The organism is Pseudomonas sp. RIT288, assembly GCF_000631985.1.
In the GTDB taxonomy this organism is placed as follows: domain Bacteria; phylum Pseudomonadota; class Gammaproteobacteria; order Pseudomonadales; family Pseudomonadaceae; genus Aquipseudomonas.
The window spans coordinates 588,234-602,792 of sequence record NZ_JFYN01000012.1; the positions used below are offsets into that span (position 1 = coordinate 588,234).

General features: G+C 58.9%; 14 protein-coding genes, 5 tRNA genes and 1 riboswitch. Of the genes, 14 read left to right on the forward strand and 5 right to left on the reverse strand.

Translation table 11 applies throughout. The features are described from left to right. Positions 1 to 11 precede the first annotated feature (11 nt). From astB to astE, 3 genes are read left to right on the forward strand one after another with little or no spacing between them, the layout of a single operon-like run. A complete protein-coding gene (gene astB / locus BW33_RS14260; RefSeq protein ID WP_047599673.1) occupies positions 12 to 1,358 on the forward strand; it encodes an N-succinylarginine dihydrolase in 1,347 nt (448 codons plus the stop codon). Positions 1,359 to 1,415: 57 nt separating this feature from the next. After that, the gene (locus tag BW33_RS14265; RefSeq protein WP_027612641.1) at positions 1,416 to 1,706 is read left to right on the forward strand and encodes a hypothetical protein; all 291 of its coding nucleotides are present in this window, start codon (positions 1,416 to 1,418) and stop codon (positions 1,704 to 1,706) included. Between the two features lie 12 nt (positions 1,707 to 1,718). After that, positions 1,719 to 2,729: a succinylglutamate desuccinylase gene (gene astE / locus BW33_RS14270; protein ID WP_047599674.1), complete on the forward strand. Its 1,011-nt coding sequence runs from the start codon at positions 1,719 to 1,721 to the stop codon at positions 2,727 to 2,729. 129 nt (positions 2,730 to 2,858) lie between these two features. Here astE and BW33_RS14275 read toward each other — a convergent pair whose 3' ends face one another. After that, positions 2,859 to 3,368, reverse strand: coding sequence for a 6,7-dimethyl-8-ribityllumazine synthase (locus BW33_RS14275; protein ID WP_047599675.1), 510 nt, complete (start codon positions 3,366 to 3,368; stop codon positions 2,859 to 2,861). Positions 3,369 to 3,469: 101 nt separating this feature from the next. Further along, positions 3,470 to 3,641, reverse strand: a riboswitch (FMN riboswitch). A gap of 210 nt (positions 3,642 to 3,851) precedes the next feature. On the opposite strand from BW33_RS14275, the gene ltaE reads away from it, so the two are divergent. From ltaE to BW33_RS14315, 8 genes are all read left to right on the forward strand, one after another. Further along, on the forward strand, positions 3,852 to 4,856 hold the full coding sequence (gene ltaE, locus BW33_RS14280) for a low-specificity L-threonine aldolase (RefSeq protein ID WP_047599676.1): 1,005 nt from the start codon (positions 3,852 to 3,854) through the stop codon (positions 4,854 to 4,856). Between the two features lie 146 nt (positions 4,857 to 5,002). Next, complete coding sequence (alaS, locus tag BW33_RS14285; RefSeq protein WP_047599677.1) at positions 5,003 to 7,621, forward strand: alanine--tRNA ligase; 2,619 nt, start codon at positions 5,003 to 5,005, stop codon at positions 7,619 to 7,621. A gap of 90 nt (positions 7,622 to 7,711) precedes the next feature. Beyond that, positions 7,712 to 8,953 (forward strand): aspartate kinase, encoded by a 1,242-nt coding sequence (locus BW33_RS14290; protein ID WP_025112914.1) that lies wholly within the window; start codon positions 7,712 to 7,714, stop codon positions 8,951 to 8,953. Positions 8,954 to 9,140: 187 nt separating this feature from the next. After that, positions 9,141 to 9,329 carry a carbon storage regulator CsrA gene (gene csrA, locus BW33_RS14295; RefSeq protein ID WP_002554426.1) on the forward strand — a complete coding sequence of 63 codons (189 nt, stop codon included), beginning with the start codon at positions 9,141 to 9,143 and terminating at the stop codon, positions 9,327 to 9,329. A 62-nt stretch (positions 9,330 to 9,391) separates the two neighbouring features. After that, positions 9,392 to 9,482, forward strand: a tRNA-Ser gene (locus BW33_RS14300). A gap of 107 nt (positions 9,483 to 9,589) precedes the next feature. Further along, a tRNA-Arg gene (locus BW33_RS14305) sits at positions 9,590 to 9,666 on the forward strand. Positions 9,667 to 9,737: 71 nt separating this feature from the next. Further along, positions 9,738 to 9,814 (forward strand) — tRNA-Arg (locus BW33_RS14310). A 71-nt stretch (positions 9,815 to 9,885) separates the two neighbouring features. After that, positions 9,886 to 9,962: transfer RNA gene (locus BW33_RS14315), tRNA-Arg, on the forward strand. 18 nt (positions 9,963 to 9,980) lie between these two features. Here BW33_RS14315 and BW33_RS14320 read toward each other — a convergent pair. Then, entirely contained in the window at positions 9,981 to 10,499 is a 519-nt protein-coding gene (locus BW33_RS14320) for a SmpA/OmlA family outer membrane lipoprotein (RefSeq protein WP_047599678.1), read from the reverse strand. Between the two features lie 321 nt (positions 10,500 to 10,820). Between BW33_RS14320 and mgtE the strand changes: the two genes are divergently transcribed. Further along, positions 10,821 to 12,263, forward strand: coding sequence for a magnesium transporter (gene mgtE, locus BW33_RS14325; protein ID WP_047599679.1), 1,443 nt, complete (start codon positions 10,821 to 10,823; stop codon positions 12,261 to 12,263). Between the two features lie 231 nt (positions 12,264 to 12,494). Here the strand turns inward: mgtE and BW33_RS14330 are convergent, their stop codons facing one another. Continuing rightward, positions 12,495 to 12,821, reverse strand: coding sequence for an Arc family DNA-binding protein (locus BW33_RS14330; RefSeq protein WP_003178899.1), 327 nt, complete (start codon positions 12,819 to 12,821; stop codon positions 12,495 to 12,497). Positions 12,822 to 13,209: 388 nt separating this feature from the next. On the opposite strand from BW33_RS14330, the gene phnN reads away from it, so the two are divergent. Beyond that, positions 13,210 to 13,779, forward strand: a complete 570-nt coding sequence (gene phnN / locus BW33_RS14335) for a phosphonate metabolism protein/1,5-bisphosphokinase (PRPP-forming) PhnN (RefSeq protein WP_047599680.1) — start codon at positions 13,210 to 13,212, stop codon at positions 13,777 to 13,779. Here phnN and BW33_RS14340 read toward each other — a convergent pair. Then, a complete protein-coding gene (locus BW33_RS14340; protein ID WP_047599681.1) occupies positions 13,754 to 13,933 on the reverse strand; it encodes a PA3371 family protein in 180 nt (59 codons plus the stop codon). The two genes, phnN and BW33_RS14340, sit on opposite strands and share 26 nt — an antisense overlap. 20 nt (positions 13,934 to 13,953) lie before the next feature. Next, a complete protein-coding gene (locus tag BW33_RS14345) occupies positions 13,954 to 14,181 on the reverse strand; it encodes a hypothetical protein (RefSeq protein ID WP_047599682.1) in 228 nt (75 codons plus the stop codon). A 296-nt stretch (positions 14,182 to 14,477) separates the two neighbouring features. Between BW33_RS14345 and BW33_RS14350 the strand changes: the two genes are divergently transcribed. Then, positions 14,478 to 14,554, forward strand: a tRNA-Arg gene (locus BW33_RS14350). Positions 14,555 to 14,559 lie beyond the last annotated feature (5 nt).

The following is a 14,559-nucleotide window of genomic DNA, read 5'->3' on the forward strand; positions in this document are numbered from 1 at the left end:
GAGCCTCGCTGATGAAATCCTATGAAGTCAATTTTGACGGTCTAGTGGGGCCGACCCATAACTACGGCGGTCTGTCCTACGGCAACGTCGCGTCCCAGAGCAACAGCCAGCAGTCCTCGAACCCGAAGGAAGCGGCGCTGCAAGGCCTGGCGAAAATGAAAGCGCTGATGGAAATGGGCTTTCAGCAAGGCGTGCTGGCGCCGCAGGAGCGTCCGGACGTGGCCGCGTTGCGCCGTCTGGGTTTCAGCGGCACCGACGCGCAAGTGATCGAGCGCGCAGCGAAAGAAGCCATGCCGCTGCTGGTCGCCAGCTGCTCGGCATCGAGCATGTGGGTGGCCAACGCCGCCACCGTCAGCCCGAGTGCCGACACCGCTGACGGTCGCGTGCATTTCACCGCCGCCAACCTCAATTGCAAATACCACCGCAGCATCGAACACCCGACCACCAGCCGCGTGCTCGGCGCGATGTTCGCCGATCAGCAACACTTCGCCCATCACGCCGCGTTGCCGGCGGTGGCGCAGTTCGGTGACGAAGGCGCGGCCAACCACACGCGTTTCTGCCGTGAGTACGGCGAGGCCGGTGTCGAGTTCTTCGTGTTCGGTCGCAGTGCGTTCGACACTCGCTACCCGGCGCCACAGAAGTACCCGGCGCGTCAGACTCTGGAAGCGTCGCAAGCGGTGGCGCGTCTGCACGGTCTGCGTGACGAGGGCGTGGTTTACGCGCAGCAGAACCCGGCGGTGATCGATCAGGGCGTATTCCACAACGACGTGATCGCGGTGGGTAACGGCGAGGTGCTGTTCTATCACGAGGACGCGTTCCTCGACACCGAGCAGATGCTGGCCGAGTTGCAGGGCAAGCTGGCCAAGGTCGGCGGCAAGTTCCAGTCGATCTGCGTGCCGCGTTCGTCGGTCACCGTGGATGACGCGGTGCGCTCCTACCTGTTCAACAGCCAGCTGCTGTCGCGGCCTGATGGCTCGATGCTGCTGATCGTGCCGGAAGAGTGCCGTGGCAACGAGCGCGTGTGGAACTACCTGCAAGGTCTGACCAGCTCCGGCGGCCTGATCCGCGAAGTCAAAGTCTTCGACCTCAAGCAAAGCATGCAGAACGGCGGTGGCCCGGCGTGCCTGCGACTGCGCGTCGCGCTCAACGAAACCGAGCTGGCGGCGGTCAACCCAGGGGTTATCATGACCGCACCGTTGTACGGTTCGTTGACCGCATGGGTTGAAAAACACTACCGCGACCGCCTGAGCGAAACCGATCTGGCGGACCCGCAGTTGCTGCTTGAATGCCGGACGGCACTGGATGAACTGACGCAAATCCTTAAACTGGGCTCGGTTTATCCATTCCAGATCAATTGATGGCCGGCGCGTCGCCTGAACGCGGCGCGCGGCTTGTCTCCCCAAGAGAGTAAAAACATGAGCGATTCCCTGCAGCTGATCCTTGAAGACACCGACGGCACGCAACTGCAAACCTCGTGCACCCGCGTCGCGGTCATGTGGCAAGGCAAAGAGCTGTGGATCCAGCAGGACGGCCGTGGCCAACTGCTGATCGGCGTGGACGTCGAGGAAGGTGACGAAGAGTACGCCAACCTGCTGCTGCGCCCATTGGCAACTAATCTGGTAAGTCTGCAACTGGAAATGGAACCGGCTGACGTCGGCGACGACGAAGACCACGTGCACGGCCCGGATTGCAACCACGATCACTAAGGAAACCGCTCTATGCTCGCCCTCGGCAAACTGCTTGAACTGACCCTCGCCGGCCGCGAACCGGCGGAGAAGACTCAACTGACTGTCGAAGGCGTGCGCATGCGCTGGTTGAGCGAGGGTGCGCTGGAAGTCCGGCCACCCGAAGCGCGCGACAATGGCCTGGACCTGCTGCTGTCGGCAGGTATCCACGGCAATGAAACAGCGCCGATCGAATTGCTCGATCGGCTGCTGCATGACATCGCTCGCGGCGATCTGAAGCCGCGTGCACGCATTCTGTTCCTGTTCGGCAACCCGGAAGCGATTCGCAAGGGCGAGCGCTTCGTCGAGCAGGACGTCAATCGGCTGTTCAACGGCCGGCATGAACAAACCAGCGGTTCCGAAGCCATACGCGCCTGTGAGCTGGAACGGCTGGCGGCGAGCTTCTTCAGCCTGCCGGGTCGTCAGCGTCTGCACTACGACCTGCACACCGCCATTCGTGGTTCGAAGATCGAGCAGTTCGCCCTGTATCCGTGGAAAGAAGGTCGCCAGCATTCGCGCCGCGAACTGGCGCGCCTGCGTGCTGCCGGGATGGAAGCGGTGCTGCTGCAGAACAAACCGTCGATCGTGTTCAGTTCCTACACCTACGACAAGCTCGATGCCGAGGCTTTCACCCTGGAACTGGGCAAGGCACGGCCATTCGGGCAGAACGATGGCGTCAATGTCTCACTATTGGAAACCCGCCTGAAGCAGATCATCGAAGGCAATGAGCCGGATCTGGCTGCAGAGGGACTGGATGGTTTGCAGCTGTTCAGCGTCGCCCGGGAAATCATCAAGCACAGCGATGCGTTCCGCCTGAACCTGCCGGCGGACATCGAAAACTTTTCTGAATTGGACGTGGGTTATGTGCTGGCCGAAGATCTGGCCAATACCCGCTGGGTCATCGAAGAGCAGGGCGCGCGGATCATCTTCCCTAATCCCAAGGTCAAGAACGGCTTGCGCGCAGGCATTCTGATCGTGCCGGCCACCGACGAAAACCTCGCCTGAGGCCATTTCTGAACTGACAGAAATCCCTGTAGGAGCTGCCGAAGGCTGCGATCCTTTGATCTTGTTTTTAGACGATCAACAGATCGCAGCCTCGTTTCACTCGGCAGCTCCTACAGGGGAGCGTTGTGGTCAGACGGCGACTGCACGCGGCTCACTGCGACGCAGCGCACGAACCTTCTGCAGCGTATCCGCGCAAGTCCGCGCCGCTTCCTGACCCTTGTGCACGAAATGCTCGAAGAAGAATTTCTGGTGCTCTTCACCGGCATGGAAATGGTGCGGGGTCAGGGACACCGAGAACACCGGTACTTCGGTTTCCAGTTGCACTTGCATCAGGCCGCTGACCACTGACTGGGCAACGAATTCGTGACGATAGATGCCGCCGTCCACGACCAGAGCGGCCGCGACGATGCCGGCATAGCGACCGGTCTTGGCCAGCAACTTGGCGTGCAGGGGCATTTCAAAGGCGCCGCCGACTTCGAAGAAATCGATGTCCGATTCCTGATAGCCCTGAGCGAGCATTTCGGCGACGAAGCCCTTACGGCTCTGGTCGACGATTTCCTTGTGCCAGCAGGCCTGGATGAACGCAACGCGCTCGCCGTGAGGGTGTTTGGTTTTGCTGTCGATAGCGGTGGGTTGCATGTTCTGACTCCTGTTTGTGTGAAAAACAGGGCGTTATGAATCGAAAGGGATTCAAGGGTACGCACGAGCACACAAGCGCGCGGGCGGCCCTTTGGTGTCAATCCCGTTCTCTCTTCATCCGGACTATGACCGTCGGCCCCGGAATCACACCGGGTCTGCTGACCTTGTCGCCGATCACAGCCTTTGCCGTGTTCGTCGCCAAGCGCTCGCGGGCTATGCGCATTGCGCGCAATTACCGCCGGTGGGGAATTGCACCCCGCCCTGAGAACGTTTTTGCCGCCCTTTCTCGGGCGGCGCAGCGTTTTTATCACATATTTTCCCGCCCTGCACAGAACCTGTGGGAGCAGGCTCGTTCCCACATGAATGGCGTGTTCTCAAAAAGTAACCTGACCTTTTCGCGCTCAAGGGTTGATTAATCGGCGCCATGACCGCAGTAATTCACCTTCGAAAAGGGATTTCCCCTGCTGACCAGAGGCCAGGTTCATGAGCGTTATCGATCTTCGCAGCGACACCGTCACCCAACCGACTCCTGCCATGCTCGACGCGATGACTGCGGCGGCTACCGGTGACGATGTGTACGGCGAAGATCCGACGGTCAATCGCCTGGAGGCGGAACTGGCAAAACGCCTGGGGTTCGCCGCCGCACTGTTCGTGCCGACCGGCACCATGAGCAACCTGCTGGGCCTGATGGCGCATTGCGAACGTGGCGACGAATACATCGTCGGCCAGCAGGCGCACACCTATAAGTACGAGGGCGGTGGCGCGGCGGTGCTCGGTTCGATCCAGCCGCAGCCGCTGGAGGTGCAGGCCGACGGTTCGCTGGATCTGGAGCAGGTCGCGGCTGCGATCAAGCCGGATGACTTCCATTTCGCCCGTACCCGGCTGCTGGCGCTGGAAAACACCATGCAGGGCAAAGTGCTGCCGCTGGAGTATCTGGCCCGCGCCCGCCGCTTCACTCAGGATAAAGGCTTGCAACTGCACCTCGACGGCGCGCGCCTATACAACGCCGCGGTCAAGCTGGGCGTCGATGCACGGGAAATCACTCAGTACTTTGATTCGGTATCGGTGTGCCTGTCCAAAGGCCTCGGCGCGCCGGTGGGTTCGGTGCTATGCGGCTCTGAGCAACTGATCAGCAAGGCCCGTCGTCTGCGCAAAATGGTCGGCGGCGGCATGCGTCAGGCCGGGTTGCTGGCGGCAGCGGGGCTGTATGCGCTGGATCACCACGTCGAGCGCCTGGCGGATGACCATGCCAACGCCCGGTTTTTGGCCGAAGGCCTGCGCGAGGCCGGGTTCAGCGTCGAGCCGGTGCAGACCAACATGGTCTACGTGCAGATGGGTGACCAGGCCGAAGCGCTCAAGGCGTTTGCCGCCGAACGCGGGATCAAGTTGAGCGCCGCCGGGCGCTTGCGGATGGTCACGCACATGGACGTCAGTCGCTCGCAAATCGAGCAAGTGATCGCGACATTCGTCGAGTTTTCGCGCAAGTGACAGCGTTAGCCGTCCAATTGACCGTTACTATCGTATAAACACGCTGTACCCCGCGCGAAGGGCCGATATAATGCGGCCCTTTGCCGTCGTTTCGTCTGTTGACGTTTCGTACAGGCCTTTGGCCGCAGCCTCCGTGGAAGAACCTAATGAAAAGCGCAGAAATCCGTGAAGCCTTCCTTCGCTTCTTCGAAGAGCAAGGCCACACCCGTGTAGCCTCCAGCTCTTTGATTCCGGGCAACGACCCAACCCTGCTGTTCACCAACGCGGGGATGAACCAGTTCAAGGACTGCTTCCTGGGCCAGGAAAAGCGCGCGTACACCCGCGCAACCAGCAGCCAGAAGTGCGTGCGTGCCGGTGGCAAGAACAGCGACCTGGAAAACGTCGGTTATACCGCTCGTCACCACACATTCTTCGAAATGCTCGGTAACTTCAGCTTCGGTGACTATTTCAAGCACGACGCGATTACCTTCGCCTGGACCTTCCTGACCGGCGTCCTGAAACTGCCGAAGGAAAAGCTCTGGGTCACCGTCTACGCCTCAGACGACGAAGCGTATGACATCTGGACCAAAGAAATCGGCGTGCCGGTCGAGCGCATGATCCGTATCGGCGACAACAAAGGAGCGCCTTACGCGTCCGACAACTTCTGGACCATGGGCGATACCGGCCCGTGCGGCCCATGCACCGAGATTTTCTACGATCACGGCGACCACATCTGGGGCGGCCCACCGGGTTCGCCGGAAGAAGACGGCGACCGTTACATCGAGATCTGGAACAACGTGTTCATGCAGTTCAACCGCACCGCCGATGGCGTGTTGCATCCGTTGCCAGCGCCGTCGGTCGACACCGGCATGGGCCTGGAGCGGATCAGTGCGGTAATGCAGCACGTCAATTCCAACTATGACATCGACCTGTTCAAGAACCTGCTCAAGGCCTCGGCTGAAGCGATCGGCTGCGAAAATGGCGATCAGTCGTCGCTCAAAGTGGTGTCCGACCACATCCGTTCGTGCGGTTTCCTGATCGCCGACGGCGTGCTGCCGTCCAACGAAGGCCGTGGCTACGTGCTGCGCCGGATCATTCGTCGCGCTTGCCGTCACGGCAACAAGCTGGGCGCTACCGGCAGTTTCTTCTACAAGATCGTGGCTGCGCTGGTCGCCGAGATGGGCGAAGCCTTCCCGGAACTGAAGAAGCAGCAGAGCAACATCGAACGCGTACTGAAGGCCGAAGAAGAGCAGTTCTCCAAGACCCTGGAGCACGGCCTGAAGATCCTCGAACAGGATCTGCTGGAACTCAAAGGTACCGTGGTGCCGGGCGACGTGGTGTTCAAACTCTACGACACCTACGGTTTCCCGATGGACCTGACGGCTGACATCGCTCGCGAGCGCGGCCTGACCGTCGACGAAGTCGGCTTCGAGCGTGAAATGGAAGCTCAGCGTGTTCGTGCGCGTTCGGCCAGCTCGTTCGGTCTGGACTACAACACGCTAGTCAAGGTCGATGTGGCCACCGAGTTCACCGGTTACAAAGACACCAGCGGTTCGGCAAAAATCGTCGCTATCTATAAAGATGGCCAGTCGGTCGACGTCTTGAGTGAAGGCGAAGAGGCGGTGATCGTGCTGAATCAGACGCCGTTCTACGCTGAATCCGGCGGCCAGATCGGCGACTGCGGTTTCCTCCAGGCGGGCAACGCGCGATTCGACGTCCGTGATACCACCAAGACCGGCGGCGCCTTCCTGCACCACGGCGTGCTGGATTCGGGCAGCCTGACCATCGGCGCGCCAGTGGAAACCCACGTCGATGCCGAGGTGCGTCACGCGACTTCGTTGAACCACTCGGCCACCCACTTGCTGCACGCTGCGCTGCGCCAGGTACTGGGCGAGCACGTTCAGCAGAAGGGTTCGTTGGTGGATAGCCAGCGTCTGCGCTTCGACTTCAGCCACTTTGAAGCGATCAAGCCTGAACAGATCAAAGCGCTGGAAGACATCGTCAACGCCGAGATCCGCAAGAACTCTGCAGTTGAAACCGAAGAAACCGACATCGAAACCGCCAAGCAGAAAGGCGCGATGGCGCTGTTCGGCGAGAAGTACGGCGACAACGTGCGCGTGCTGAGCATGGGCGGCGATTTCTCCGTCGAGCTGTGTGGCGGTATTCACGCGAACCGTACCGGCGACATCGGCCTGCTGAAAATCATCAGCGAAGGCGGTGTGGCATCGGGCGTGCGTCGTATCGAGGCAGTCACCGGTGCTGGGGCACTGGCTTACTTGAACGCTGCTGAAGAACAACTCAAGGAAGCGGCCAACCTGGTCAAGGGCAGCCGCGACAATCTGATCGACAAGCTGTCGGCCGTGCTGGAGCGCAACCGCGCGCTGGAAAAGCAACTCGAGCAGTTGCAGGCCAAGGCCGCCAGCGCCGCGGGCGACGATCTGTCGAACTCGGCAGTCGACGTCAAGGGCGTGAAGGTTCTGGCCGCACGTCTGGACGGTCAGGACGGCAAGGCGCTGCTGGCGCTGGTCGATCAGCTGAAAAACAAACTCGGCCGCGCAGTGATCCTGCTCGGCAGTGTCCATGAGGAAAAGGTCGTACTGGTTGCAGGCGTAACCAAGGACCTGACTGGCCAACTCAAAGCCGGTGATTTGATGAAACAGGCTGCTGCGGCAGTGGGCGGGAAGGGCGGTGGTCGTCCGGACATGGCGCAGGGCGGCGGTGTCGACGCCGGCGCACTGGATGGCGCACTGGCGCTGACCGTTCCATTCGTCGAGCAGGGTTTATAAGACGGCTCGTCGGGCCCGCAGTCTAGTGGCGGGCCCGGCGGCTGTTCGAGTGATTATTGGGCGCCCTTCATGGGCAGAGGCGGCTTTGAAATGGCTTTGATCGTACAGAAATTTGGAGGCACCTCGGTCGGCACTGTCGAGAGAATCGAGCAGGTCGCCGACAAGGTTAAGAAATTCCGCGATGCCGGCGATGACCTGGTGGTTGTGCTGTCTGCAATGAGCGGCGAAACCAACCGTCTGATCGATCTGGCCAAGCAAATCAGTGGCGACGTGCAACCGGTTCCGCGTGAACTGGACGTGATCGTCTCCACTGGTGAGCAGGTGACGATTGCCCTGTTGGCCATGGCGCTGATCAAGCGCGGTGTGCCGGCGGTGTCGTACACCGGTAATCAGGTGCGGATCCTGACGGACAGTGCGCACAATAAAGCGCGTATCTTGCAGATTGATGACCAGAAGATTCGCGGTGATCTGAAAGCAGGTCGTGTGGTGGTTGTCGCCGGTTTCCAGGGCGTCGACGAGCACGGCAACATCACCACTCTCGGTCGTGGCGGTTCCGACACCACGGGCGTGGCACTGGCGGCTGCATTGAAGGCTGATGAGTGCCAGATCTACACCGACGTCGATGGTGTCTACACCACTGACCCGCGTGTGGTGCCGGTCGCTCAGCGTCTGGACAAGATCACCTTTGAAGAGATGCTGGAAATGGCCAGCCTCGGCTCCAAGGTGTTGCAGATCCGTGCGGTGGAGTTCGCCGGCAAGTACAACGTTCCGCTGCGCGTACTGCACAGCTTCAAGGAGGGTCCGGGCACCCTCATTACTATTGATGAAGAGGAAACCATGGAACAGCCGATCATTTCCGGCATCGCTTTCAACCGCGATGAAGCCAAGCTGACCATCCGTGGCGTGCCAGACACCCCGGGCGTGGCGTTCAAGATTCTCGGCCCGATCAGTGCCGCGAACATCGAAGTCGACATGATCGTGCAGAACGTCGCGCACGATAACACCACCGACTTCACCTTCACCGTGCACCGCAACGACTACCAGGCCGCACAGACCGTGCTGGAAAACACCGCTCGCGAGATCGGTGCCCGGGAAGTGGTGGGTGACACCAAGATTGCCAAGGTCTCGATCGTCGGCGTCGGCATGCGTTCCCACGCAGGCGTGGCCAGCCGCATGTTCGAATCCCTGGCCAAGGAAAGCATCAACATCCAGATGATCTCGACGTCGGAAATCAAGGTTTCCGTAGTGATCGAAGAGAAGTACCTGGAACTGGCCGTGCGCGCCCTGCACACGGCTTTCGAACTGGATGCGCCGGCCCGTCAGGGCGAGTAATCCGGTCACCTGAAGGGCGCGGTCTGACCGCGCCCTTTATTTTTTGAATGGCGCGGGCCCTGAACTGTTCTTTTGCTCGCGCTGGTCAATACTCAGGCATGTAGGGCTACGATCGCTCCGGTTGTAGGTCGGGTGCCTTTTTTTTGCAGACTGTTGTCCCTGAAATGAAATGCGTGAGGAGAAAGGTATGCTGATTCTGACTCGTCGGTGCGCAGAAAGCCTGATTATCGGTGATGGCGAAATCACCGTGACCGTGCTCGGCGTCAAAGGAAATCAAGTGCGCATCGGCGTCAACGCCCCGAAAGAGGTTGCCGTGCACCGTGAGGAAATTTACCTGCGTATAAAGAAAGAGAAGGACGAAGAACCAAGCCATTAATTTTTATCGATTTTTATGTTTGCAAACGGGGAAGAAGGTGGTTAATATACGCCCCGTGTTGCGGAGAGCTGGCCGAGTGGCCGAAGGCGCTCCCCTGCTAAGGGAGTACACCTCAAAAGGGTGTCGGGGGTTCGAATCCCCCGTTCTCCGCCATTATTTGCTTAGTACGTTGTAATCTGGCTTTTTCTGTAAGTTCTTGAATTTATTAGAAAAAGTGGTTGGAATAGAGATTAGACGGGCTATAATGCGGCGCAACAAATGCACTCGTAGCTCAGCTGGATAGAGTACTCGGCTACGAACCGAGCGGTCACAGGTTCGAATCCTGTCGAGTGCACCATTTAAGAGTTGTTTATAGCGATATAAAGAACTCGGTTTCAGCCAGTTGTGGTCTGGTCTAAAAACACAAATGCACTCGTAGCTCAGCTGGATAGAGTACTCGGCTACGAACCGAGCGGTCACAGGTTCGAATCCTGTCGAGTGCACCATTTAAGAGTTGTTTATAGCGATATAAAGAACTCGGTTTCAGCCAGTTGTGGTCTGGTCTAAAAACACAAATGCACTCGTAGCTCAGCTGGATAGAGTACTCGGCTACGAACCGAGCGGTCACAGGTTCGAATCCTGTCGAGTGCACCATATTCAAAAAGCCCGCGTTTAACGCGGGCTTTTTGTTGTCTGCGATTTGGCTTTGCCTTTCACGCATCCCCTCTCATCAAAATCGACTTGAGCACTGCGGCCTCGCTTCAGGTCATAGCGATAGCTCGTCATCGACGTTCGAATATTTACCTTGTCCGGTTTGCCGAGCGCGCTTTCGACATCCTGTTGGCTCATGCCGGCAATCACCCGCCGGTTGATGATCGCGGCACGGCGCTGTCGGGCATCGATCAGGTTTCCGCATTTGTCCTCCAGGCGGCCAACAATACCCGGTTCACGTCCCCTGATTGTCATACCGGATATTTCCTCGTGGTTGTGTTCCGGCATGATCGGTACGACGGACCCGGGCGAATAGGGATGAACCTGTTGCTCTGAAAGCTGCTCGTCGCTCGCACAGCTCAGGGTAGTGAAGGTGAGGCGGCCGTCGGCTGCCTCGCATCGGTGAAGGCTGGTGGCAGCCCCGGCGTGCGGCAGGCAGAGCAGGCTGGCGACTACAAAACGGGATGTTCTGGATAGCATTCGACGTCCTCCATGACGGTCTACGCTCAAGGGTAGTCGCTACATTTTTCAACGCCGGTGTGTTTTCTTTTCAAGATGAGTCGTCGCATCTGCACGGGTCAGGACAGCGCTCAGCTTTGTCGCGCAAGCACTTGTTTCGCCCGCGATTTTTTAACGTTTAAAACCGTCAGGCGGTGTATCATTGCGCCCGTCAGCCCCGCCGGGGCTTATGGAAAACCTCCATGGACTTACCCAGTAGTTACTCAGTAGCCCGTTTCACCAATCATGAATTGACTGATTGATCCTTCCGGCGTGCCCCGCTGCTGGGAGTGGAGTTCGCCTATGTCCGAAATCGAAGTAAAGAAAACCCAGGAAAGCCTGCAGGATCGCTTGGCTCAGGTCGTTGAGCTGCTGCAGCGCCAGAAGGTCGTCGAAGACCTGACTCATCGCCAGGAAGGCGCGCATCACGACCGGGTCGAGAACCTGGTTCACCGGCAGAACCTCGTCGAGCTGCAACGCAAACTCGATGATCTGCACTCCGCCGACGTTGCCTACATCCTTGAAGCTTTGCCGCTGGACGACCGTCTGACGCTCTGGCAACTGGTCAAGGCTGATCGCGACGGCGACATTCTTCTCGAAGTATCCGATTCCGTTCGTGAAACGCTGATCGCCGACATGGACGATCACGAGCTCCTGGCTGCGGCCAAGGACATGGACGCCGACGAACTTGCTGACCTGGCCTCCGAGCTGCCGCGAGACGTCGTCCATGAGCTGATGGAGACGCTCGACCAGCAACAACGCGAGCGCGTGCGTTCGGCCCTGTCCTATGACGAGGAGCAGGTCGGTGCGCTGATGGACTTCGAGATGGTGACGATCCGTGAGGATGTCAGCCTCGAAGTGGTGCTGCGTTACCTGCGTCGTCTCAAAGAGCTGCCGGGCCACACCGACAAACTGTTCGTGGTCGATTACGACGGCGTGCTCAAGGGCGTGCTGCCAATCAAGCGTCTGTTGGTCAACGACCCGGAGAAACAGGTTTCTGAAGTCATGGCCAGCGATCCGGTGAGTTTTCACCCGGACGAAGACGCCTATGACGCGGCTCAGGCGTTCGAGCGTTACGACTTGATTTCGGCCCCGGTGGTCGACAAGAACGGCAAGTTGATCGGCCGTCTGACCATCGACGAAATGGTCGACCTGATTCGTGAGGAGAGTGAAAGCGAAGTCCTCAACATGGCGGGTCTGCGCGAAGAGGAAGATATCTTCGCCTCCGTCTGGAAATCCCTGCGCAACCGTTGGGCATGGCTGGCGATCAACCTGATTACGGCATTTGTCGCGTCTCGGGTAATCGGTCTGTTCGAAGGCTCGATCGAGAAGCTGGTGGCGCTGGCGGCGCTGATGCCGATCGTGGCGGGTATCGGCGGTAACTCCGGTAACCAGACGATCACCATGATCGTGCGTGCCATGGCGCTCGACCAGGTCAGCACCGGCAACACCTCGCGCCTGATGCGCAAGGAACTGGCGGTGGGGTTGATCAACGGTCTGGTCTGGGGTGGTGTGATTGGTGTGGTCGCCTACCTGCTTTACGGCAGTTGGTCGCTGGGCGTGGTGATGACGGCGGCGATGACCCTCAACCTGCTGCTCGCGGCGCTGATGGGGGTGTTGATCCCGATGACGCTGGCCAAGATGGGCCGGGACCCGGCGATGGGCGCCAGCGTGATGATCACGGCCATGACCGACAGCGGTGGCTTCTTCATCTTCCTGGGGCTGGCGACGATCTTCCTGCTCTGAGTCGTTGCCATGCAAAAGCCCGCCAATTGGCGGGCTTTTTTGTGCCTGTGTAGTTATCTGTAGTGAGGGGATTTATCCCCGATGGGTTGCGCAGCGACCCCGGAAGAGGGTCTGCTGCGCAGTCCGTCGGGGATAAATCCCCTCACCACAGAGTCTGCCTCGGATTGTCGTGATTGAAATCCGGGCAAAAAAAAGCCAGCACTGATGCTGGCTTGAGATGTTCGATGTAGCTCAGGACGCGTCTGCGGCCATCTCGGCGTCGTGAGCGATCAGCGACACCAGAGCATTCTGTTGACGGTGAGACAGCTGACGGAAACGTTGCAGCAGCTCACGCTCGTGCAGCGAAAGCTCCGGGCTGTCCAGGCGCATGCTCAACTCTTCGCCCAGTGCGCCTTCCTGAATAAGACTCTGTTCAAGGCGCGCAATGATCTCGGAGTTCATGCTGCGATGATGATTGCGAGCCACCTCGGCAATGCGTTCACGCATCCCGTCTGGCAGACGTACGACGAACTTGTCAGCCGTACGGCTGGAATAAATTGCCTGTTTCAATGGGCGCATATATTTAACCGGTTAGTTCAGGGGAGCGGTTCTCGGGATTGGCCGCAGGATGTGTGGTAGGACAAGCATCCGCACCAAATGGTTCAACCTGAATTGTTAAGAGGCGCGCATCATGCCTCAAAATTGCCAGATCATTGGCGTCAATTCTGTGACAAATATTGAGCTGGGTAAAGGCGTATTGCCAGCACCAATTATCAGAAATGCGGACTGGTTTGAAAACTTCGCCTTGGTTCGCATCACTGACCGCTTCCGGGTGCACATCTGTTGATGTCTGAAGACGTCAGAACGTGCATGCTATGCGGCTTTCAATCCTTGTTCCTTACCTGTACAGGATAGTGGCAATTTGCCGATTTGCTAGGGCGAACACCCGTTGGAGGGCGTTTTCAGGATGGATGGCAGGCTTATTTATCTGATGGGGCCGTCCGGTTCAGGCAAGGACAGCCTGATCGAGGCTGCGCGTGAGCCTTTGCGCGAGTTGAACTGCGAAATCATTCGCCGGGTGATTACCCGATCAGCGGAATCGGTGGGTGAGGATGCCATCGGCGTGACGCCAGAAGACTTCGAACGACGCCAGCAAGCCGGGGATTTCTCGCTGGCCTGGCAAGCCAATGGGCTGGCTTATGGTATCCCGGCAGAAATAGACGAATGGTTGCGCGCAGGACGATCCGTGCTGGTGAACGGCTCACGCGCCAATTTGCGTCAGGCGCTTGAGCGCTACCCGACGCTGCTGCCGGTGCTGCTGACGGTCAAGTACGAAGTCTTGCGTGAACGCTTGCTCAGACGTGGGCGGGAGACGCCTGAGCAGATCGATGCGAGGCTGGCGCGTAATGCGCTGTTCAAGGACAGAAGGGCAACTGACTTGCCCGTGCATCTGATCGACAACTCGGGCGACCTGGCGGACGCCGTCAAGCAACTGCTGGACTTGATCCGGCTTAACGCAGCACCGGATCAAACTTGATCCTGCGCCCGGCAACCAGCGCGAGCACGAACAACACCGCAAACACGCCGCAGCCAACCAGGGGCAGGGTGATTTCAGTGTCCTCGAACAGCGAAAAATGCACGACGCCACTCAATAAGGCGAGGATCAGAAATCCTGCTGCTGATTTGGACATGCTGTACTCCTGAAGATATTTCAAAAAACCAGACGTTCGGTCGCGTGGGTCGGCAGTGCCTGCTTAGGCACGCTGACCGCTTGAGGTGCGAAGCTTTGTTCGCTGAGCACCGCCAATTGCGGCTGCTTCTGCACTTGCAAGTAATGCGGCATGCGCTGGGCCACCGGCTCAGCACCCGCGGGGATAAAGTGGAATCCCACCAAAACGGCTAATGCGATTGCGTTTGCAAGCAAGAGAGTGCTGTTCATGGGGCGGTGCTCCGGATGTTGTTCCATGGAACAGACATAGCAGCCGCCGTGCCAACAGTCTAACCGCTGTTAAGTCCTTTAAAAACAAGCATTTGGAAGGGGATTTCGGAGGGGCCGGATTGCAATCTGCAATGATGGCACTTGGGGGGGCGGGCAAAATGCACGGTAAATCTTCCCCCAGCATCGCAAGGCGCCTGCCTACACTTAAAAAGCCCTACGGACGACATGACAAATCAAGGCCCGGCCGTTAACATGCACGCCGTCCGTCGCGCCGTGTCTGGCCGTGACAACTCAGTGTCTCAGTAGCTCAATTGGATAGAGCATCCCCCTCCTAAGGGGAAGGTTGGCAGTTCGAACCTGCCCTGGGACACCATCCTT

Bases quoted from the DNA above. Each gene is read 5' to 3' on its own strand.
- phnN (WP_047599680.1), top strand. From the start codon at position 13,210: ATGGATGGCAGGCTTATTTATCTGATGGGGCCGTCCGGTTCAGGCAAG.
- alaS (WP_047599677.1), top strand. From the start codon at position 5,003: ATGAAAAGCGCAGAAATCCGTGAAGCCTTCCTTCGCTTCTTCGAAGAG.
- BW33_RS14265 (WP_027612641.1), top strand. From the start codon at position 1,416: ATGAGCGATTCCCTGCAGCTGATCCTTGAAGACACCGACGGCACGCAA.
- mgtE (WP_047599679.1), top strand. From the start codon at position 10,821: ATGTCCGAAATCGAAGTAAAGAAAACCCAGGAAAGCCTGCAGGATCGC.
- BW33_RS14320 (WP_047599678.1), bottom strand. From the start codon at position 10,499: ATGCTATCCAGAACATCCCGTTTTGTAGTCGCCAGCCTGCTCTGCCTG.
- BW33_RS14290 (WP_025112914.1), top strand. From the start codon at position 7,712: ATGGCTTTGATCGTACAGAAATTTGGAGGCACCTCGGTCGGCACTGTC.
- BW33_RS14330 (WP_003178899.1), bottom strand. From the start codon at position 12,821: ATGCGCCCATTGAAACAGGCAATTTATTCCAGCCGTACGGCTGACAAG.
- astB (WP_047599673.1), top strand. From the start codon at position 12: ATGAAATCCTATGAAGTCAATTTTGACGGTCTAGTGGGGCCGACCCAT.
- astE (WP_047599674.1), top strand. From the start codon at position 1,719: ATGCTCGCCCTCGGCAAACTGCTTGAACTGACCCTCGCCGGCCGCGAA.
- csrA (WP_002554426.1), top strand. From the start codon at position 9,141: ATGCTGATTCTGACTCGTCGGTGCGCAGAAAGCCTGATTATCGGTGAT.
- BW33_RS14340 (WP_047599681.1), bottom strand. From the start codon at position 13,933: ATGTCCAAATCAGCAGCAGGATTTCTGATCCTCGCCTTATTGAGTGGC.
- BW33_RS14275 (WP_047599675.1), bottom strand. From the start codon at position 3,368: ATGCAACCCACCGCTATCGACAGCAAAACCAAACACCCTCACGGCGAG.
- BW33_RS14345 (WP_047599682.1), bottom strand. From the start codon at position 14,181: ATGAACAGCACTCTCTTGCTTGCAAACGCAATCGCATTAGCCGTTTTG.
- ltaE (WP_047599676.1), top strand. From the start codon at position 3,852: ATGAGCGTTATCGATCTTCGCAGCGACACCGTCACCCAACCGACTCCT.